At 65.7% G+C, this 18786-nt stretch carries 17 protein-coding genes; 2 read left to right on the top strand and 15 right to left on the bottom strand.

The window, feature by feature from the left end; genetic code table 11:
- Positions 1 to 14 precede the first annotated feature (14 nt).
- Complete coding sequence (locus tag ACFJIX_RS02210) at positions 15 to 1424, top strand: hypothetical protein (protein ID WP_377157439.1); 1410 nt, start codon at positions 15 to 17, stop codon at positions 1422 to 1424.
- 24 nt (positions 1425 to 1448) lie between these two features.
- Here ACFJIX_RS02210 and ACFJIX_RS02205 read toward each other — a convergent pair whose 3' ends face one another.
- The 15 genes from ACFJIX_RS02205 to ACFJIX_RS02135 form a co-directional block, all read right to left on the bottom strand.
- Positions 1449 to 2258: a glycosyltransferase gene (locus ACFJIX_RS02205; protein WP_377157437.1), complete on the bottom strand. Its 810-nt coding sequence runs from the start codon at positions 2256 to 2258 to the stop codon at positions 1449 to 1451.
- Positions 2259 to 2265: 7 nt separating this feature from the next.
- Positions 2266 to 3195: a glycosyltransferase family 2 protein gene (locus tag ACFJIX_RS02200; RefSeq protein WP_377157435.1), complete on the bottom strand. Its 930-nt coding sequence runs from the start codon at positions 3193 to 3195 to the stop codon at positions 2266 to 2268.
- Entirely contained in the window at positions 3182 to 4477 is a 1296-nt protein-coding gene (locus ACFJIX_RS02195; protein ID WP_377157434.1) for a hypothetical protein, read from the bottom strand. The genes ACFJIX_RS02200 and ACFJIX_RS02195 overlap by 14 nt, the downstream gene beginning before the upstream one ends.
- Positions 4474 to 5256 carry a glycosyltransferase family 2 protein gene (locus ACFJIX_RS02190; RefSeq protein WP_377157432.1) on the bottom strand — a complete coding sequence of 261 codons (783 nt, stop codon included), beginning with the start codon at positions 5254 to 5256 and terminating at the stop codon, positions 4474 to 4476. The genes ACFJIX_RS02195 and ACFJIX_RS02190 overlap by 4 nt, the downstream gene beginning before the upstream one ends.
- A 28-nt stretch (positions 5257 to 5284) precedes the next feature.
- The gene (locus tag ACFJIX_RS02185; RefSeq protein ID WP_377161557.1) at positions 5285 to 6307 is read right to left on the bottom strand and encodes a glycosyltransferase; all 1023 of its coding nucleotides are present in this window, start codon (positions 6305 to 6307) and stop codon (positions 5285 to 5287) included.
- A 220-nt stretch (positions 6308 to 6527) separates the two neighbouring features.
- The gene (locus ACFJIX_RS02180) at positions 6528 to 7526 is read right to left on the bottom strand and encodes a glycosyltransferase family 2 protein (RefSeq protein WP_377157429.1); all 999 of its coding nucleotides are present in this window, start codon (positions 7524 to 7526) and stop codon (positions 6528 to 6530) included.
- Positions 7523 to 8833 carry a flippase gene (locus tag ACFJIX_RS02175; RefSeq protein ID WP_377157428.1) on the bottom strand — a complete coding sequence of 437 codons (1311 nt, stop codon included), beginning with the start codon at positions 8831 to 8833 and terminating at the stop codon, positions 7523 to 7525. Before ACFJIX_RS02175 ends, ACFJIX_RS02180 begins: the two co-directional genes overlap by 4 nt.
- A 61-nt stretch (positions 8834 to 8894) precedes the next feature.
- On the bottom strand, positions 8895 to 9302 hold the full coding sequence (locus ACFJIX_RS02170; RefSeq protein ID WP_377157426.1) for a hypothetical protein: 408 nt from the start codon (positions 9300 to 9302) through the stop codon (positions 8895 to 8897).
- The gene (locus ACFJIX_RS02165) at positions 9292 to 10200 is read right to left on the bottom strand and encodes an NAD-dependent epimerase/dehydratase family protein (RefSeq protein ID WP_377157424.1); all 909 of its coding nucleotides are present in this window, start codon (positions 10198 to 10200) and stop codon (positions 9292 to 9294) included. The genes ACFJIX_RS02170 and ACFJIX_RS02165 overlap by 11 nt, the downstream gene beginning before the upstream one ends.
- Positions 10201 to 10218: 18 nt before the next feature.
- Positions 10219 to 11292 (bottom strand): CDP-glucose 4,6-dehydratase, encoded by a 1074-nt coding sequence (gene rfbG / locus ACFJIX_RS02160; RefSeq protein ID WP_377157422.1) that lies wholly within the window; start codon positions 11290 to 11292, stop codon positions 10219 to 10221.
- The gene (rfbF, locus tag ACFJIX_RS02155) at positions 11289 to 12062 is read right to left on the bottom strand and encodes a glucose-1-phosphate cytidylyltransferase (RefSeq protein ID WP_377157420.1); all 774 of its coding nucleotides are present in this window, start codon (positions 12060 to 12062) and stop codon (positions 11289 to 11291) included. The genes rfbG and rfbF overlap by 4 nt, the downstream gene beginning before the upstream one ends.
- 63 nt (positions 12063 to 12125) lie before the next feature.
- Positions 12126 to 13250: a GDP-mannose 4,6-dehydratase gene (gmd, locus tag ACFJIX_RS02150; protein ID WP_377157418.1), complete on the bottom strand. Its 1125-nt coding sequence runs from the start codon at positions 13248 to 13250 to the stop codon at positions 12126 to 12128.
- Between the two features lie 22 nt (positions 13251 to 13272).
- A complete protein-coding gene (locus ACFJIX_RS02145; protein WP_377157416.1) occupies positions 13273 to 14199 on the bottom strand; it encodes a GDP-L-fucose synthase family protein in 927 nt (308 codons plus the stop codon).
- Between the two features lie 130 nt (positions 14200 to 14329).
- On the bottom strand, positions 14330 to 15451 hold the full coding sequence (locus ACFJIX_RS02140) for a Wzz/FepE/Etk N-terminal domain-containing protein (protein WP_377157414.1): 1122 nt from the start codon (positions 15449 to 15451) through the stop codon (positions 14330 to 14332).
- Positions 15452 to 15474: 23 nt separating this feature from the next.
- Positions 15475 to 17676 (bottom strand): SLBB domain-containing protein, encoded by a 2202-nt coding sequence (locus tag ACFJIX_RS02135; RefSeq protein ID WP_377157412.1) that lies wholly within the window; start codon positions 17674 to 17676, stop codon positions 15475 to 15477.
- On the opposite strand from ACFJIX_RS02135, the gene ACFJIX_RS02130 reads away from it, so the two are divergent.
- The gene (locus tag ACFJIX_RS02130; RefSeq protein ID WP_377157411.1) at positions 17660 to 18784 is read left to right on the top strand and encodes a glycosyltransferase; all 1125 of its coding nucleotides are present in this window, start codon (positions 17660 to 17662) and stop codon (positions 18782 to 18784) included. The two genes, ACFJIX_RS02135 and ACFJIX_RS02130, sit on opposite strands and share 17 nt — an antisense overlap.
- Positions 18785 to 18786: the final 2 nt, after the last annotated feature.

Below are 18786 nucleotides of genomic sequence, written 5' to 3'. Positions count from 1 at the left end.
AACCGGTCCCCGCGATGAAGCACCGGCTGCTTGTCCTGACGGCCGTGGTCTGGCTGTCCGCGCTCGTGGAAGTCATCCTGCGCGACCGTTATCACGACATGCTGGCGCAGGTCGACAACTTCGCCTGGATGGCGGCCTTTCCGATCTTGGTGGCGGGTGACCTCCTGGCGGGCGCGGCACTGCGGCGGCGCGCGAACCGTGCCGCTGGCGATGCTGGCATCCGGCGCCCGCCCATCCGGCACTTCCTGCTGGCCGTGGTGCTCTGGCTCTGGGTGGTGCCGGGGAACGGACCCAAGCTGGCCCACTTCGTCCAGGCGCTCATCGCGTCGGCGGGCGTCTGGTGGCTGCTCTGGTTCTGCGACTGGCGCTGGGGTAGCCGACTGTCCCGTTGGGCGACCTCGCGCGGGCCGCTGGCCCTGACCGTGGCGGCCATCGCCTTCGTTTCGGTCCCACCCTTCCTGGTCTCGGTCCGCTCTGACACGATTGCGTGGCCCGATACGCGAAGCTTGTCGGCGGCTGCCGCATCGAAGGCCGGCGTCCCGATCAATCCGTCCGGGGGCCCCCTGTTGGTTCTGTTGCTGGATGAACTGGGCTTCAAGGCTTCGGAACCGATCATGCGCGCGTTGGCGGCAGAAGGCTTCGTCGTGTCAAGCCGTGCCAATGCACCGGTCGGTGACGCCACGGCCAAGGTCATTCCTGCCATGTGGTTGCGTCGTCCCTTCCCCGAGGCTCGACCGTGTGGGCTCGCCGCGATCTGCAGCGGCCTCGACCTTCTCGATTTCTCGAGCGTTGAGGTGAGCTGGCCGGATGTGGATGTCGTCGGCTTCTATCACCCCTATTGCGCGATGAAAGGGCTGCGCTGGTGCCGACGTGACTCACCGCCATCCGGGTTTGGCGACATTCGGCGCGTCGAATGTGCGTTGGGCCGACGTCTCCAGGTGCCGATTGCAGAAGCTTGCCTGCGGGCACAGAACACGCCCTGGCTGGATCTGGTTGCCCGCACGGAGGCGTCCTATTGGAAGGCGCCGTTCTGGCGCCGTGGCGGTGTTCTCTTCGCACACCTGCCAGTCCCTCATCCACCGGCGGCGGGACCCGACGCGTCGTTGGCGGAGCACTATGCAGCGGGGATTGCGCATGCTGCCGCGATGGTCGCGCGGTCTGCGCGGCTGTTGAAGGCGCGCGCAGCCGGTATGGACGAGGGGTCGCCGCGTATCGTCATCACTTCGGACCATCCGTTGCGGGTTCACGAGTGGTGCACGAACGGTACCTATTCGGCCCAGCGTTGCATGGGCGCCGACCGCATGGAGGACGACGCCGTGCCGCTGATTGTCGGGACCTTCGGTCGTCAGGTGGATCTCACGCCATTTCGTTCGAACGAACAGCTGTTCGACCTCGTCACCGCGCTGCGCGCGCCTGCACCCTGACTGTGGCGTCCAACCGGGTCGACATCAAGCCGACAGTTGGCGCTTGGCAGCGCGGTTGCGATCCCTTCGCGTACGGTCGAGTGTCCAGCCCCACTTGTTGAAGTATTTGATCGCGGACGCGATGTGGTATCCCAGCAAGCGCCTGTTGCGATAGGACCCCTTGGCATAGGCGTGAGTGACGTGGACTTCCGGCACGAAGCGGGTCTCTCCCCGATCACCGAGCCGGCGGACCAGATCAACGTCCTCCATGTACATGAAGTACCGCTCGTCGAAGCCATTGATGGCGAGCAGGTCGCGCGTCCGGATCATCAGCATGCAACCGGACAGACTGGGTACGACGCTCTGGCGGTCCAGGGGAAGGTCGCGCAGCTCATAGCCTCTGCTCAACTGCTCCCGTAGTGCGCGCGACGGCAGGAAGCGACGGGCGAAGAGGTCGACGGGCGACGGCAGCAGCTTGCACAGGTGTTGGGGTTCACCATCGGGATAAAGTACCCGAGGCATCAAGGCCGACGTCCGTGGGGACCCCTCCAGGACTGTCAGCAGCGCGGGCAGCACATCGGCATCGAACTCGATGTCTGGATTCAGCAGCAGGTGCGCGCCCTCGTCGGAAAGTTGTCGGATCGCCACGTTGTGCCCGGCACCAAACCCGAGGTTGCGTCCTGTGTGGAGGTAGCGCAATCGCGCATGCTGGAACCAGGTGCTCTGCAGAGGCTCGGGAGAGTTGTCCACGACATGCAGGACGCCATCGTCCGTACCCGCCAGGTACGACGCGATGGCCTTCTCGAACAGCGACCGGGCGTTGTTGTAGAGAACGAGCGAGGCGGTCAATTGCATGCCAGGATCACATCAGGAGGAAGAAGACGACATTGCGCACCAGACCGACCTTGTCGAAACCTTTGCGCCAGGCGCGGATCTGGCGCAGCGGTCTTGGCACTCGGTCGAGCGAGGCGTAGGTTTCCACAAGCGCACGTTGCGGGTGGTTTGCAGGTAAGCGCTGGGCCAGCGCCTGGGCCTGCGTCCGGGTTTGCCGAAGGCGCATCTGGTAGGCAAGGCGGCCATGACGAGCTTGCTTCAGCAGGTCCATCAGCCCACCCCGCCTGGCCCCGACCTGGTTGCCTCCATGCTGGCGATAGGCGATGCCCGGTCTGCGCAGATGGCCCACACGTCCGGTCGCTCGTGCCAGCAACATCAACCACCAGTCGTGCATCGCGACGTCGGCGGGGATGGGGAGTCCGGTCGCCAGCAGTGAGCGATTGACGATGATCGAGCAGCCGGGCGCCACATTCTGCGTCAGCAGTTGGGGCAGCGTGGGGAGGCGGCGAGAGCCCTGCCCCTGCATTTCCAGGAATGACGGGTGCAGGCGGCGCAGCGCGGCATCGACCACCTCCAGATCGCAGTAGATCGCTATGGGCGTCTGGCTGCCGCATTCGGCTTCCATCCTGCGCATCGCGGCGACGGCGTCCTCGATCTTGTGAGGCAGCCAGACATCGTCCTGATCCGCAGGCATCGCGTACGGCGCATCGGTGGCGGCCAGACAAGCCGAAAAATTGGCAATCACTCGAAGATTGCCGAGGGTGTCTTGGACGACCCGCAGCGGCCGGCCATGCCGCTCGCACCAGAGCCGCACGATCTCCAGGGATCCGTCGGTGGAGCCGTCGTCGCGGACGACGAGCCGCCAGTCCTGGAAGGTTTGCTGGCCAAGGCTCTCGAGGAACTCGGACAGATACGCCGCGCCGTTGTACAGGCCCAGCGCGATATCAACTTGATGCATGGTGACGCGATGGCTGCGCGCGGAGGCCGGCCAGATGGAACAGGTGAGCAGGGATCAGCACGAGGATGGACGCGAGCAGGATGCTGGACAGCGTGGACAGGGCGTAGTCGAAATCGCCGCTGGCGCTGACCAGGGAGAAGTAAAGCAGGAATGCGACCAGTCCGGCGAAGAATCCGCGATGGGCGCGCTGGTAGAGGTGGGCCTGGAGCCACCCCATGGACAGCCCCAGCAGACCCGAGTAGACGACCCCCCACCAGCCGAAGAAGTGGAAGCCGAAGACGTTGTGACGCGGATTCGGGCCGGCCAGATAGTCCAGTCCGGGGAAGATGATCTCGGTGAACTGCAGGCCCATGTTCTTGTAGATCCAATCCCCTGGAATCACGCGGAACGTGCTCAGCGCGCCTCCGAACAGACCGATCACGGGGTTGTCGCCGTTGATGTAGCGCATCGTGTCGTCGACGTAGGCGTAGATGTAGATGTCGCCGAAACTCACCAGACGGAACGCCAGGTTCACCAGCACCTGCTCGAAGTCGCCCTGCGACTGCACGGCCAGCACGGCGAAGGAGAACACCGCCGCGGTGACGAAGGCGATGCCCCCGAGCCGACTGCCCAGGAAGCTGGCCTGCGACCGGTCGGAGACCAGGACCCGGACCACGAAGTAGACCTGCAGGATGCTGAGCAGCGCGCCCTTGGATCCGGAGAACGCGATGTACACCAGCAGCCAGGCGACGACGCCCAGGGTCGTCCAGGTCGCGCGTGCGCGGAACTTCGTCCAGAGAAGCAGGCCGGAGAAGGTCAGCAGGAAGAAGGCGCCGGTCTCGAAGCGCTCGATGATCCCGAGCCCCCCCGAACCCGCGAAGGCGCCCAGTCGCGAAGCGTTGAACAGCGGAATGCCAGTCAGGCCCCACTTCACCGCCGTCGCCGACAAGTGCACCAGCAGCGAGAAGAAAACCACCCAGTTCACGAGGGCGTATGGCGGGTCGAACGCCGGCGCGCGCAGGCCGGCGTTCATCCGCTTGACGTACAGCAGCGCCGCGTAAAGCGCCGCCTGGGACGCCACGTAGTACTGGAAGTGCTCCACGCGGATGTCGCTGTTGATCCACATGAAGCTGACGAGCGTGAAACCGAACCAGTCGGCCAATATCACCAGGAACAGCGGATCGAAGATGTTGACTGCGAGCCTGCGCGCCAGCCAATAGTGGAGCGGGGCGAGCAGCAGCAGCAGCGCGAGATAGGTCTCGAGCTGGTCCGCGATGGTGACGAGGTAGAGCAGCGGGCTCATCGGCGGAGCAGATTCCCGACTTTCACCAGGAGATTTCGGACGCGTTTGATCAGACCATGCGGCCAACCGAGGTGCTGGTCGATCAGCGCCAGGCGCATCGACTCGAATTTCTTGTCGGGACGGCTGGACGCCCCGGCATCCTCGAACAAGGAGACGGCGAGAGGCACGTGCGTGAACGGCACGCCTGCGCCCCACAGCTCGATGTTGTACTTGTAATCGGCGAGCAGGCCGGCGTCGAGGTCGTACGGCTTCGACCGGAAGATCTCCGCCGGATAGAAGATCGCCTGGTGGCAGATGTTCTGCTGCATGAGCCGGTAGGTGCTCATCTCGCCGCAGTAGGCGCGGCCCGAGGACTTCAGGATGACGTCGCCGTAGAAGACCGTGCGTGCGTCGTCGAGCATCGCGGCGACCTTCGCGAGGATGTCCGGCGCGGTCAATGTGTCGTCGGCGCCGAGGAACAGCAGCCAGCGCCCGCGCGCGAGCGCGAGGGCCTTGTTCATCGCATCGTAGATGCCCTTGTCGGACTCGCTGATCCACGTGGTGACGTGTGCCTCGTGGCGGCGCAGGATGTCCAACGTGCCGTCGGTGGAGCCCCCGTCGACCACCACGTACTCCATGTCGGTGAAGGTCTGCGCGGCGACGCTGCGGATCGTGGCCTCCAGTGTCGCGGCGCCGTTGCGGACCACCGTGGCGATCGTGATCAGGGGGCGATCGCCGGAGGTGGGCGCTGGCGGCGGCAGAACGGCCTGGTGTGCCGGGCGGTCGGTAGCGGTGGTCATGGGACTGGGCTTGTACAGAATGGCGCGCTCACCGCGTGGCGGCGTCGCGATAAAGGTCCAGGTATTGGCGTGCGACGGTATCGTAGGACCAGAGGCGCTTGGCGCGCGCCCGTGCGTACGCGGACATCGCGGCGCGCCGCGCATCGTCGCGCAGCAGCGCCAGCATCGCATCGGCGAGATCGCCGCTGTCGAATGGCCGGGCCAGGAGTCCGCTGTCGCCGTGCGCGACGACGTCACGAAGGCCCGTGGCATCGAAGGCCACGACCGGGCAACCGCAGGCCTGGGCCTCCGAGCCGGTCTGCCCGAAGGATTCCTGCCGCGAAGGCACAACCAGCAGATCGGCCGCGCTGTAGAGCGCCGACAACGTGTAGTCGTCGTACACGTGCCCCATCCAATGCAGGGGCATGCCGAGACGGGGGGGATCCGGTGGCTCGCTCTGCCCGAACAGCACGGCCTCGACGCCGGGCTGTTCCCGGGCGACCTTGGCCAGCGCCGGCTGAAGGAGGTCCCAGCCCTTGTAGGCGAGCTGCGTGCCCTTGATGGCGCCGAAAAGAACCAGGGGCTTGTCGGCGGGCAGGTTGAGCAACCGGCGCGCGGCAGCCCGGTCCATCGGCTTGAATCGGGACAGGCACAAGGGATTGGGAATGACCGACACCGGCCATGATTGCATCAAGGCGCTGCCCGCCACGCATTGCGCCAGCCACCGGCTGGGCGTGACGATGTGCATCGGGGCCTTCCAGTGCGCGTGCTTGCGCCGCCATGCCCAACGGTCGACATCGAAGCGGCCGGTCTTCAACGCAGGTTCGTATCCTTGGCGCCAACGCGCGGTGGCGGTGTCCTCGGCGAGGTGCTCCGCGCCGCAGAAGGCCCACATGTCGTGCAGCGTCCAGACGATGGGTTTGCGGATCCGGCCGATCGTCTCCACAGACAGGAAGCCCGCGCAGATCCAGTGAAGATGCACGATGTCCGCGGACTCCGCATTGATCGCCGCGGCCCGGATGCGTCCTGACCAGCCGGTCGACCGCGGCATGGAATCGGGCGCCGCGCCCAGACGCAGCGGCAGGCCGTCGAGCGTGGCGAAATCACAGCAGCCAGCCGGGAACTCAACCGGGGATCGGCGCCGCGCACGGTGACGTCGTCGTTGGTCTTGTCGGCCACGACCATGCGCGAGGTCGCCTCCTGCGAGGCACCAAGTGCCTGGTGGATGCGCGAGGCGGCACGCGCCGCTCCGCCGAGCCGGTCGCCGGAGTAGTGGATGACGCGCAGGACGCTCATGACGGACGTGCCCCCTTTCCCCGGAGCAGCCGGTAGACGGTCTTCAGCCGCGCGTAGGCGCCAGAACGGACCAGCCAGTCCGAGAACTCGAGCTTGAGCGCATGACGGTCGTGGAAGTCCGGGTAAAGATTCCGGATCTCCAGGATCGGCATGCCGGTGGCACGCATGGGCAACAGGAACCGGAACGATGCGATCTTGCGATGGAAAGCACGCTCGAACCGCAGGTTCGCGCGCTGGGCGGGGCCCGCTGGCAGGTGTCGTCGGTACACGGCGATCTCATACGGAATCTGCCGGTAATACACATCCAGCAGGTTGTAGCTCTTGGCCGCCATGCGCAGGGCGACCAGAGGAAAACCCGGGATCATGATCTTCGGCGGCCGACCTTCCAGATGCCGATCGTCCAGCAGCGAGAACCAGTAGCAGCCGTAGCCGTGCGCGGTGCCGAACAGCGCCTCGAAGTGAGCCGCCTGCAAGTGGGCCGAGCGCACCAGGACGGCACCGAACATGCCCTTGTCCCGCAGGTCGTCGAACGCCTGGAAGACGTCGCCGTAGGTCCTGGCGGGAAGCTCGAAATGGCTGCCGACGACACGGTCCGCGGCATCGATGAGGACGCCGTTGAAGATGGCCAGATCCGGGGCTTCCTGGTCGATCAAGGCCAGCAGTCGGGGCGGCTCGTCGTCCAGGAAGTGGTCGTCGTCCCCGAGGAAGTAGAGGTAGGCCCCGGTCGCCATGTTCCGCACGGCATACATGCTGGCGTCGATCGAGAGGCGCCGGGGTTGCTTCTGATAACGCACGCTCAATCCGGGAGGGGCCTCGGCGAGCAGTGCGTGCAGCGCGTCATAGTCCTCTTCGGACGCATTGTCGGAAATGCACACCTCCACGCGCTGGCGGTCCCAGTCGGCCTTGAAGATCGACCGGAGCGCCGCGCACAGGAGGGCGCACCGGTTCAGCGTCGGAATGCAGATGCTCAGCGTCGGTGTGATCGGGGAACTCATGAGCGGAGCGTCTTCAGGATGCGGAGCGAACTGCATTGCAGACGGAACAGGTCGGGCGCCAGCACGGCGTTGACGAGGAAGGCCTGCACGAACTGCGAGCTGACGGTGGCGACGGCTGCGCCATACGCGCCGTAGCGCGGCGTCAGGACCAGGTTGAGGATCAGGGCCGTCGCAGCGCCACTGAGCGCCTGGTGAAGGGCGAGCTTGGAGCGGCCCTCGTTGATCAGCCAGACGCTCTGCATGACGCCAAGGCAGACCGGGATGAAGGTCAGCGCGTGGATCATGAGGATCGGCGCGGACGCCGCGTACTGGTGGCCGTAGAGCAGGCCGACGAAGAGTCGGGCGCCCAGCGTGTTCAATGCCACGACGGACAGCGACAGCGCCCACATCGCGGCGAAGGCCTTGAGCAGGATCCGGCGATGACCATCGCCGCCGGCGGCCCGCTGCCGGGAGACGATGGGCGCGATGCTGCTGGCCAATGCCATTGGGATGAAGTACCACATCTCCGACAGCGTGGCCGCCACGCTGTAGAGCCCGACCTCCACGCTGCCCGCCGATTCGCGCAGGAACACGACGCTGACCCGCATGTAGAGCAGGATCGACAGTCCCGACAGCAGGAGCGGCCAGGATTGGGCCAGCAACGTACGCGCCAGGGCGCCGTCCCACTCCCAGCGGCGGTCGGTCCGGTAGCCCGCGTAGGCGAGGCTCAAAGCCAGGGCGGCGAGCCCGGTTTCCAGCGCGTGGGCCGCGGCGAAGGCGGGCAGGCTGGCGCCGAGCTGGATCAGCAGCACCTTGACGGCGGCCGTCACCAGGTAGGACGAGATCTTGGCGACGACCGTGCGACGGCTCTGGATCCGGCTCTGGAACCACAGGTCGATCACGTCGGACACCTGGAAGAGGATCGCCAGGCCCGCCAGGAGCACGATGACCGAGGCGCTCACGTCGTCCCTCTGGAACAGCGCGATCCAGGCGCCCAGCGCGAGGTAGGCCGTGCCCGCGGCGATGAGTCGCAGGCGCAGCGCCGTGCCCAGGACGCGGTGCGCTTGAGCCGGCATGGCGGCGATGTCGCGCACGACCAGGTTGTCCAGACCGAGGAGCGACACGGCCTGAAACATCGAGATGAAGGCGATCGCATAGGCCAGCACGCCATAGCGCTCCGGACCGAGATAGCGGGCGACCCAGGCGCTGACAAAGATGGCCACCAGGAACCGCGTCAGCTTGTCCGCCAAAAGCCAGGCGACGTTGGTGCCGAACGCCCGGGCCGCGGGCCGGTGCTTCAGGAAGGCGGGGAGACGGAGCCCGATCATGAGGCGGTTCCGAGGGCGATGCCCGGCAGGCGTCGGGTGAGCGCCGACGTGCGGTGGCGCTTCACAGCTCGATCGGCGGATGGGCGACGGTGTCCACCGGGTCGTAGCGCCGATCGGTGTAAGCCATGAGGAGGTAGTCACGCCCGTCGACGCCGATCAGGGAATGCGCCACCCGCGGGTTGATCCGCACGGTCATCGGCGCGTCGTCGCTCAGCAGCAGCGATGCCGACTCGCCCGTGTCGACGTGGCGCAGATTCAGCTTCACCTGCCCCTCCAGCAGAGTGAACCACTCCGTGGCGATGTCATGGTAGTGATTGGCCCGAGCCTTGCCCTGATCGCCGCGGATCACATAGATTTCGCCGAATGCCACGGGCAGGTCCGGTTCAAGACCGGTCATCGTCTTCAGGAAGAACCCGCGCTCGTCGACCAGCTTGCGTCGTTCGATGATTTGATAGAGGTCATTGCTCATGGAGTGCCAGAACGGTCTTCTCGACGGCGGTCTGCAGATCGGTAAAGGGCAGGTCGCCCAACAGCGCGCGAAGCCGGTCATTGTCGGCCACGCATCGCATCGGATCCTGGGCCCGGTAGGGCAGGGCGCCGAACTTCAGCGTCGGCGCCAGTCCCAGGCGCTCCAGCGCCGCGGCCGCGTACCCGATGAACGATTTCAGGCTGATGCCTTCTCCCGTCCCGACGTTGAGCGTTCGCAGTCCCGATCCCTCGACAGCCGGGGTCGCGACGAGGCGATGCAGCAGGGCGATGAGGTCGGGAACGAACATGAAGTCGCGCAGTTGCTCGCCGCCGGTCAGGGGGATCTCCTCGCCGGCGCGCGCCTTGCGGGCGATGAACGGGATGAGCCGCTCGGCTGGTTCCCCTGGGCCGAAGATATTGAACAGGCGCAGGAAGGTCAGCGGCAGCGCGTCGCCATACTGCTTCAGGCTGTAGTACAGCGTGGTCTTGGAAATCGCGTAGGGCGACTTGGGATCCAGCGGGGCCGACTCGTCCAGGCGCCGCGTCGAGTCCGCGTATTCGTAGGCGGTGCCGAACAGGAAGGTCCGGGCGGCCAGGCCTTCTTCGACCAGCGCATCCACGAGATGGAGCGCTCCGACGGCATTGACGGCGAGGAGCTCCGACAAGGTGCTCTCATCGCGCGTCACCCCCAGCGAGGCGAAATTCAGCACGTGGGTCGGGCGGACCTCCCGCACCGCCGCGCGCACGCTCTCCTTGTCGCGCAGGTCGACCGTGAGGCCTTGGGCCTGTGCGTGCCTGCGACCACCCAGGGCGATGATCTCCATGCCTGGCGCAGCGGAGTTCAGGAACGCGCGGCCCAGGAATCCATTACCACCGGTGAGAAGGATGCGTTGCGTCATCGCTGGTCCTGATTCGGCTCAGTCAGCGCGCTGGAAGGCTTCGATCTGGGCCAGTGTGCAGGCGCGCATGTCCTGACCCGCGCGCCACGCGCGGTGCCAGTCGATGATGCGCGCCAGCGCGGTGTCGAGCGTCCAGCGCGGCGCCCACTGCAGCCGCTGCCGCGCCTTGGAGATGTCCAGCTTCAGGAAGCTGGCCTCGTGCGGGTGATCGCCGGGCTGGAGCGTCCAGGTCGCGCCGTCTCCCCAGGCGTCGCACAGGCGTTCGACGATCCATTGCACGGGGCGTGCGTCGTCATCGCGCGGGCCGAAGTTCCAGCCTTCCGCATCGGCCTGACCGTGCATGTACAGCCGCTCGGCGAGGAGCAGGTAGCCCGACAGCGGTTCCAGCACGTGCTGCCAGGGGCGGATCGCGTGCGGGTTGCGGATCAGGACCGGCTTGCCGGACTGCAGTGCGCCGAGGATGTCCGGGATCAGGCGGTCGAGGGCCCAGTCACCGCCGCCGATGACATTTCCCGCACGCGCCGTCGCCATGGCGATGCCGGCGTCCTGGAGGAAGGACTTGCGGTAGGCTGAGGCGACCAGTTCCACGCAGCCCTTGCTGTTCGAGTAAGGGTCGTGGCCGCCCATGGGCTCGTCTTCGCGATAGCCCCAGACCCATTCACGGTTCTCGTAACACTTGTCCGTCGTGACGTTGACGATGGCCTTGACCGAGCCGACATGACGCGCCGCCTCGAGGACATGAACCGAGCCCATCACGTTGGTGGCGTAGGTCTCGACCGGCTGCTGGTAGGACAGTCGCACCAAGGGCTGCGCCGCCATGTGCAGGACGATCTCGGGCCGAAACTCGTCCATCTGCGCCTTCACCGCCGAGAAATCGCGGATGTCGGTGTTCCGGTGCTCCATGCCGTCGGCGACGCGTGCGACATCGAACATCGCCGGCTGCGTCGGCGGGGCCAGCGACACGCCGCGCACCACGGCACCCATCGACTGGAGCCACAGGCTGAGCCAACTGCCCTTGAAACCGGTGTGCCCCGTCAGCAGCACCCGCTTGCAGGCCCAGAACGTCGGCGAGGTCCGCTGCGTCGTGCTCATGGCCACATCTTCCAGGGCGCTTGCCCCGACGCCCACAGCGACTCCAGCAGATGCTTGTCGCGCAGCGTATCCATCGGCTGCCAGAAGCCCGTGTGCTCGTAAGCCATCAACTGACCGGTCTCGGCCAGCGTGTTCAGTGGCTCTTGTTCCCAAGTCGTCGCGTCACCCGTGATGTGATCGAGCACCGACGGCGAGAGCACGAAGAAGCCGCCGTTGATCATGGCGCCGTCGCCCTTGGGCTTCTCTTTGAAGCTCATGACTTGGTGCTGGCGAATGTCGAGCGCGCCGAACCGGCCAGGCGGGTAGGTGGCCGTGAGCGTGGCGGCCTTGCCGTGCGACTTGTGGAAGTCGATGGTGGCGGAGATGTCGATGTCGCCCACGCCATCGCCGTAGGTGAAGCAGAACGCTTCTTCGTCCTTGACGTAGTCCGCCACGCGCCGCAACCGTCCGCCGGTCATGGAGTCGTCGCCGGTGTCCACCAACGTGACGTTCCAGGGCTCGGCCCGCTTGTGATGCACTTCCATGCGGTTGTGGCGCATGTCGAAGGTGACATCGGACATGTGGAGGAAGTAGTTGGCGAAGTATTCCTTGATGACGTAGCCCTTGTATCCGCAGCAGATCACGAAGTCGTTCACGCCATGGTGGGAGTACATTTTCAGGATGTGCCAAAGGATCGGCTTGCCGCCGATCTCCACCATGGGCTTGGGCCGCGTGGCGGTTTCCTCGCTCAGCCGAGTGCCCAAGCCTCCGGCCAGAATCACTGCTTTCATCGAGAGATCCTCAGAATCGATGCGTCCTGCACGCCGGCGACGGTCCCGTGCGCCGGCACGCGCTCATTCGTTGTAGTCGTAGGCCTGGAAACCGGCCGCCTTCACGAGGCTGTCCCGCTTGGCCGACTGGTAGTCCGCCTCGACCATCTCCGCGACCAGCTCGCGCAGCGTGGTCTTGGGAGTCCAGCCCAGCTTTTCCTTGGCCTTGGTCGGATCGCCGAGCAGCGTCTCGACCTCGGTCGGACGGTAGTAGCGCGGGTCGACCCTGACGATGACGTCCCCGACCCGGCACGTCGCGCGAGATGGATCGCCGATGCTCGTGACCGTGCCGATCTCCTGCTCGCCTTCGCCGCTGAAATGGATGCCGATCCCTAGCTCGGCGCAGGCGAATTCGACGAACTGGCGCACGCTGTACTGGACGCCGGTGGCGATGACGAAGTCCTCGGGTCGATCCTGCTGAAGCATCAACCACTGCATCTCGACGTAATCCTTGGCGTGGCCCCAATCGCGCAACGCGCTCATGTTTCCCAGGTGGAGGCAGTCCTGCAGGCCCAGCGCGATGCGAGCGATCGCGCGCGTGATCTTGCGGGTGACGAAGGTTTCGCCGCGCAGCGGACTCTCATGGTTGAAGAGCACGCCGTTGCAGGCGTACATGCCGTAGGCCTCGCGGTAGTTCACCGTGATCCAGTAGGCGTAGAGCTTGGCCACCGCGTAGGGGCTTCGCGGATAGAAGGGCGTCGTTTCCTTCTGCGGAATCTCCTGGACGAGGCCGTAAAGCTCCGATGTGCTCGCCTGGTAGAACCTGGTCTTCTTCTCCAGGCCCAGGATGCGGATCGCCTCGAGGATGCGCAGCGTGCCGATGCCGTCGGCGTTGGCGGTGTACTCCGGCGTTTCGAAGCTGACCGCCACGTGGCTCATCGCGGCCAGGTTGTAGATCTCGTCGGGCTGAACCTGTTGGATGATGCGGATGAGGTTGGTGCTGTCGGTCAGGTCGCCGTAGTGCAGCTTGAACCGCTGGTTATCGACATGCGGGTCCTGGTAGAGATGATCGACGCGGTCCGTGTTGAACAGGCTGGCGCGCCGCTTGATGCCATGGACTTCATAGCCCTTGTCCAGCAGCAGTTCTGCCAGATAGGCGCCGTCCTGACCTGTGATGCCCGTGATGAGGGCGACTTTTCGTTGCGACATGTGATGGATCTCGGAAAGGGGTTCAGGCCCGGAAAGGCGCGCTTTCGTATGCCTGGCGAATGCCGTCGGGAAGCGCTGTGCGCGCGCGCCAGCCTAGTGCGGTCAGCCGGCCGACATCCAGCAGTTTGCGTGGCGTGCCGTCGGGTTTGCTGCTGTCGAAGACGATACGGCCATCGAAGCCGACGATGCGCATCACGGACTCGGCGAGCTCGCGGATCGTCACGTCTTCACCGGTGCCGACATTGAGCAGCGGACCAGCGTAGCCCTGTTTCATCAGGAACACGCAGGCTTCGGCCAAATCGTCGACGTAGAGAAACTCGCGGCGCGGCGTGCCCGATCCCCAGACGACGTATTCCTTGTCGCCGCGGAGCTTGGCCTCGTGGGCCTTCCGGAGCAGGGCTGGCAGCACATGGCTGTTGGCGAGATCGTAGTTGTCGTTCGGGCCGTAGAGGTTGGTCGGCATCACGCTGACGTATTGACGCCCGTACTGACGGTTGTAGCTTTCGGCCAGCTTGATGCCAGCGATCTTTGCGATCGCATAGGGCTCGTTCGTCGACTCCAGCGGTCCGGTCAGGAGATATTCCTCCTTGATCGGTTGGGCACAGTCGCGCGGGTAGATGCAGCTCGAGCCAAGGAACATCAGTCGCTGCACGTCGGCCAGGTGCGCGCCATGGATCAGACTGGCCTCGATCATGAGGTTTTGGTACAGGAAGTCTGCGCGATATTGATTGTTGGCCTGGATTCCACCGACCTTGGCGGCGGCGATGAAGACGTAGTCCGGCTTCTCGGTGGCGAGGAAACCGGCCACGGAGCGCTGATCCAGCAGGTCGAGCTGGTCGCGCGAGCGGGTGATGACGTTCAGGTAGCCCTGGGCGTTCAGTTGCCGGACCAGGGCGCTGCCCACCATGCCTCGGTGACCGGTCACGAAAATCTTGGCGTTCGGGTTCATGCGTTGTCGAACTGTGGAACGACCGCGACGCCGCGCGTCGAGGTCCTTCAGGTTGTCAGCGATATCGTGCCGCGCATGGCGGGCCGCGATAGGTTCTATCGGGACGGGATAGTCTGCCGGCTGGCCCGCGTCAGGCCGCGCCGCGCCGCGTACGGCGCAGCCAGGATGCCAGGATCCAGATCGACAGCAGGATGAAGGTGCCGACCGTTGCCCCCAGCGCCAGGGCGGCCCGCTTGGGCTTGCTCTTGTACTCCGGCGGCGTTGCCACGTCGACCACCTGGATGACGCTGCCTTCCCGGCTTTCGTCGAGGCGTGCCAGTTCGAATTGCTTGGAATACAACTCGAACAGCGCTTCCTGATACTTGAACTCGCGATAGCGACCGAGGTAGTCCGAATCGTTGGCTCGTGTCGTGCTGCCCTCAAGTTGCGCCAATTGGCTGCGCAGGGCCGACAGCATCGCGAGTTGCTGCTGCACCTCGGAAGACGTTTCAGCCAAGCTGCGACGCATCGTCTGCAGACGTACTTCTGCCGTCGTGGTCTCGGCCTTGATGCGGGCATAGGCCTCGGCTGCGGTCCGCGGCTCGGCCTTCATGGCGTTGGCATCGAAGCCGCCCGACTGCAGCGCTTTCTGGGCCTCCGCCAGGCGCTCGTTGGTGCGCTTCAGCTCGGTCTCGAAAAAGACCCGTCGCTGTTGTGCTTCCGTCAGCGCCAGTTCGCCTATCAGCCGACGCAACTCGGCGACGTATTGATTGGCGATGTCGGCAGCCAACTGCGGCTCGTGGGCGTCGACTTCGATGGTGATCAGTCCGTCCTTCTTGCCAAGCGAGATGGTCGTGCTCTGCTCCAGCCGGCGACGCGCAAGGAACCGGTACTTGGCCTCGTAGAGCTCCATCAGCTTGAACCGTTCGACCAGTCGTTCCTCGACATTGACGCTGCGCAGCAGCGCGATGTATTGATCCGCCGAAGTCTTGCCGCCCAAGGATCCGCCGGAGATACCCGCCAGGGCACCGAGCGAGGCCATGGCCGCCGTGGCGGCGCTCTGCTGAGGCTGGGGCGGCAGGAACACTGTCTGCGCGGTGAATGTCGGGCTCATCAGGAACGAGATGCCCAGCATCACGACTCCCGCTCCGATGGATCCGCCGATGAGCCGCTTCCATCGCTGCGCGAGAACTGCGATCAGGTCAACAGGTCCGAAGCCCGGGTTGTCGATGGGTGCGCTGGCGGGCAGGGCTGCCAGGTGTGGGGTGCTCACGAAGGTCTCTCCTCAACCAGGCGTCAGTTCTTGATCGTCTGCAACGCCGCGATGCCCAGGCCGAAGTTGGCCAGGATCTGCGTCCAGTCCTTGGCGTCCTGGATGAACGTCGACTTGTTCATCTCTTCGGGCACGAAGACCGTGTCGCCGGGCAATGCCTGGAGGCTGGCCAGGCTGGTGCCGCCAAACCAGCCACTGCTCGTCTGGCGCGCGCTGACAACCGTCCCGTTGGCTCGGATCACGAACGCACCGCGAGCATCCGCGCCGCGGGTCGGGCCGCCGGCCAGCTTCATCACGTCGTCGACCGTCGCGCTGCTTTGCAGCAGGAAGCTGCCGGCGTTGAACACGCTTCCGAACACGCCCACCGTCGAGGGCTTTGCCGGAACCAGCAGTCGGTCGCCGTCCTCCACAGTCAACGTGGGCAGCAGCCGCGCATCGGGCTCGAGCTGCAGCACCACGCGGCCGGTGGGGCGCACGGCGCGCAGCCGAGCCACGAGACGTTCGGTGCCAGCGGCTCGCTGTGCATTGCCCGCGGCTTCATCGGCCGTTGTGGCGCGCTGCGTGCTGCTGTACTTCGTGAACTCGGTCTCCAGGTCCCGCAGGGCCCGGTCGTAGTTCTCCTGCTGCGACTGACGCACGCTCTCGCGCGAGAAGTCCGTGCCGAACACATAAGCCTGCGACGTCAAGCCGCCGGCCGCCGCGATAGCGTCCTGCAGCGTGCTCGTGGGCGGCAGCACATACTCGCCGGGGCGGGCGACCTCGCCCTCCACGATCACGCGCTTGAACTGCTTGCCCAGTGGCAGCGCCGTGTTGACGCTGCTGAACACCCGGATCACGTCACCGTTGGCGGCGGAGGTCTTGAGTTGCGCGGGGAACTGCAGCTCTCGCACGCGGCGGTCGTTGCGGTCGCTCAACTGCTCGATCGACACGCGCGAGCGGTCCGCCACGGCACTGAAGCCGCCAGCCATCGCCAGCACGTCGTCCACCGTCTCGCCCGGCTTGAGCTCGACGATCGACTGCTTGTTCACGCTGCCCAGCACCGCGACCTGCGGACCGATCGGGCCGATGTGGATCACGTCTTCAGCCTGCAACGCACGATCGCTGGCCTTGTCGCCCTTGAGCAGCAGGTCGTAGGCGTCGAAGTTGGCGACCACCTGGCCGTTGCGGCGCAGTTCGATCTGGCGGAAGCTGCCCGCTGCCGACGGGCCGCCTGCACGGATCAGGCCGTTGACGATCGTGGCGAGGCTGCTGACCGAATAGGCGCCGGGCTTCGCGGTGAAGCCGGTGACGTAGATGCGGATGGTGCGCAGCTTGCCCAGAGAGGTGCTGACCTGGAAGTTCTTGAACACCTGCGCGATGCGGGCGCGGATGACCTCGTTCAGGTCGCCGTTGCGCACGCCCGCCACCAGGACCGGGCCCACGCGCGGAATGGTGATGCGGCCGGCGCGGTCCACCGTCAGACGCAGGTCGGCATCCACCGAGCCCCAGGCGGTGACCTGGAGCTCGTCACCGATGCCGATCAAGTAGTCCGCTGGCGCCTGACGCGGGCCGTCAATCTCCGATGACTGTCCGCGCGACGACCGGTCGTCCAGCATCAGGTCGGCGCCGAGCCGGCGCACGATGTTGTCGGTCGAGATGGTCAACGCCTTGCCGTTGCCGCTCATCTGCGACTGCGTGACGGTGCCGATGTCCGCCAACCCGGCGTCGGAGCGCCGCAGCTGCTCCAGCGTCTGCGGATCGGACAGATCGATGCCCAGCAGCTTGTTGACGTAGATCTCGAACTCGCCGGGCACATACTTCGGCGCCCGGCTCTGCGAAGCCTGACCCTGCTGCTGTTGCTGCTGAGTCGCGTCCTGCGCGGTGCGATTCGTCGAGTTCAGCCTGACAGGGCCGGACAGATCGGTGCCCTGGTCTGCATTGGTCTGACTGCCGCTCGTCGTCATCTGCGCGAAGGCCGGACCTGCCATCAGGCAAGCCGCCAGCACCGCCAGCGCGGACTTGTGGAAGGAAGGGCGCGCGCGAGTCGTCGACACCGGCGAAAGGGCGCGTTGGGCGCGTAGTTCCATGCGTGATCTCGTCTCAGATGAACGTGGTCGCCCGCGACGGACCTGATGACCAGGGTGTCGGAGCGACCAGCGGCGCATTCTATGGCAGCGCTGTTGCGCCAAAACCGCCTTGTGCCGGAAGCCGCTCGTTACACTGCCGCCCATGTTGTATTTGCTCATCCCGTTCGCGCTGGCGGCGGCGATCACGCTGTACGTGGTGCACTCGTCGACGGTGCATGGCCACCTGTCCGCGGACCACGACCTGTCCGGTCCGCAGAAGTTCCACGCCCGACCCGTGCCACGCATCGGCGGTCTCGGCATCTTCGTTGGGCTGGCCGGCATGGTCGCGCTGGCCTATGTGCTGAAGCATCCGCAGGCGAAGACCGGTCTGCTGCTGCTGATCTGCGGCCTGCCCGCCTTCGCCGCCGGCCTGATCGAGGACTTCACCAAGAAGGTCTCCCCGCGCGAGCGCCTGATCGCCACCGCGATCTCCGCTGGCCTGGGTTGCTGGCTGCTCCAGGCCATGATCACGCGCACCGACATCCCCGGCCTCGACTTCATCGTCGGGACCACGGTCGGCGCGGTGATCATCACGATCTTCGTCGTCGCCGGCGTGGCCAACTCGGTCAACATCATCGACGGCTTCAACGGCCTGTCCTCGATGTGCGTCAGCCTGATGCTGCTGACCCTCGCCTACGTGGCCTACCAGGTCGGCGACACCGAACTCGCGCTCTGGGCGCTCGCGGGCGTCGGCGCCATCCTCGGCTTCTTCGTCTGGAACTACCCCGCCGGCCTGATCTTCCTGGGCGACGGCGGCGCGTACTTCATGGGCTTCTATCTGGCGGAGATCGCCATCCTGCTGATCCACCGCCACCCGCAGGTGTCGCCGCTGTTCGCGCTGATGGTGTGCATCTATCCGGTGTTCGAGACGGTCTTCTCCATCTATCGCCGCCGCTTCCTGCGCAACACCAGCCCGGGCGATCCGGACGGCATCCATCTGCACTCGCTGATCTACCGCCGCCTGATGCGTTGGGCGATTGGCGCACGCGACGCGCGCCTGATGACGCGCCGCAATTCGATGACGGCGCCCTATCTCTGGACGCTGTGCCTCTCGTCGCTGGCGCCGGCGCTGCTGTTCTGGGACTCGACGCCGATGATCGCCGCGTGCATGGTGCTGTTCGGGGTTGCGTACGTCGCGCTGTACTGGCGCATCGTGAGATTCCGAACGCCGAAGTGGATGGTGTTCCGCGGCGACCAGCGCAAGCTCACTGATCGCTCCACGCAGTGATC

It is taken from the genome of Roseateles sp. UC29_93 (assembly GCF_042695725.1).
In the GTDB taxonomy this organism is placed as follows: Bacteria; Pseudomonadota; Gammaproteobacteria; order Burkholderiales; family Burkholderiaceae_C; genus Roseateles; species Roseateles noduli_A.
The sequence above is the reverse complement of the archived record's forward strand: the minus strand, read 5'-3'. Positions and strand labels throughout refer to the sequence as shown.

Coding starts and splice junctions, on each gene's coding strand:
- ACFJIX_RS02210 (WP_377157439.1), top strand. CDS start 15: ATGAAGCACCGGCTGCTTGTCCTGACGGCCGTGGTCTGGCTGTCCGCG.
- ACFJIX_RS02205 (WP_377157437.1), bottom strand. CDS start 2,258: ATGCAATTGACCGCCTCGCTCGTTCTCTACAACAACGCCCGGTCGCTG.
- ACFJIX_RS02200 (WP_377157435.1), bottom strand. CDS start 3,195: ATGCATCAAGTTGATATCGCGCTGGGCCTGTACAACGGCGCGGCGTAT.
- ACFJIX_RS02195 (WP_377157434.1), bottom strand. CDS start 4,477: ATGAGCCCGCTGCTCTACCTCGTCACCATCGCGGACCAGCTCGAGACC.
- ACFJIX_RS02190 (WP_377157432.1), bottom strand. CDS start 5,256: ATGACCACCGCTACCGACCGCCCGGCACACCAGGCCGTTCTGCCGCCG.
- ACFJIX_RS02180 (WP_377157429.1), bottom strand. CDS start 7,526: ATGAGTTCCCCGATCACACCGACGCTGAGCATCTGCATTCCGACGCTG.
- ACFJIX_RS02175 (WP_377157428.1), bottom strand. CDS start 8,833: ATGATCGGGCTCCGTCTCCCCGCCTTCCTGAAGCACCGGCCCGCGGCC.
- ACFJIX_RS02170 (WP_377157426.1), bottom strand. CDS start 9,302: ATGAGCAATGACCTCTATCAAATCATCGAACGACGCAAGCTGGTCGAC.
- ACFJIX_RS02165 (WP_377157424.1), bottom strand. CDS start 10,200: ATGACGCAACGCATCCTTCTCACCGGTGGTAATGGATTCCTGGGCCGC.
- rfbG (WP_377157422.1), bottom strand. CDS start 11,292: ATGAGCACGACGCAGCGGACCTCGCCGACGTTCTGGGCCTGCAAGCGG.
- rfbF (WP_377157420.1), bottom strand. CDS start 12,062: ATGAAAGCAGTGATTCTGGCCGGAGGCTTGGGCACTCGGCTGAGCGAG.
- gmd (WP_377157418.1), bottom strand. CDS start 13,250: ATGTCGCAACGAAAAGTCGCCCTCATCACGGGCATCACAGGTCAGGAC.
- ACFJIX_RS02145 (WP_377157416.1), bottom strand. CDS start 14,199: ATGAACCCGAACGCCAAGATTTTCGTGACCGGTCACCGAGGCATGGTG.
- ACFJIX_RS02130 (WP_377157411.1), top strand. CDS start 17,660: ATGTTGTATTTGCTCATCCCGTTCGCGCTGGCGGCGGCGATCACGCTG.
- ACFJIX_RS02135 (WP_377157412.1), bottom strand. CDS start 17,676: ATGAGCAAATACAACATGGGCGGCAGTGTAACGAGCGGCTTCCGGCAC.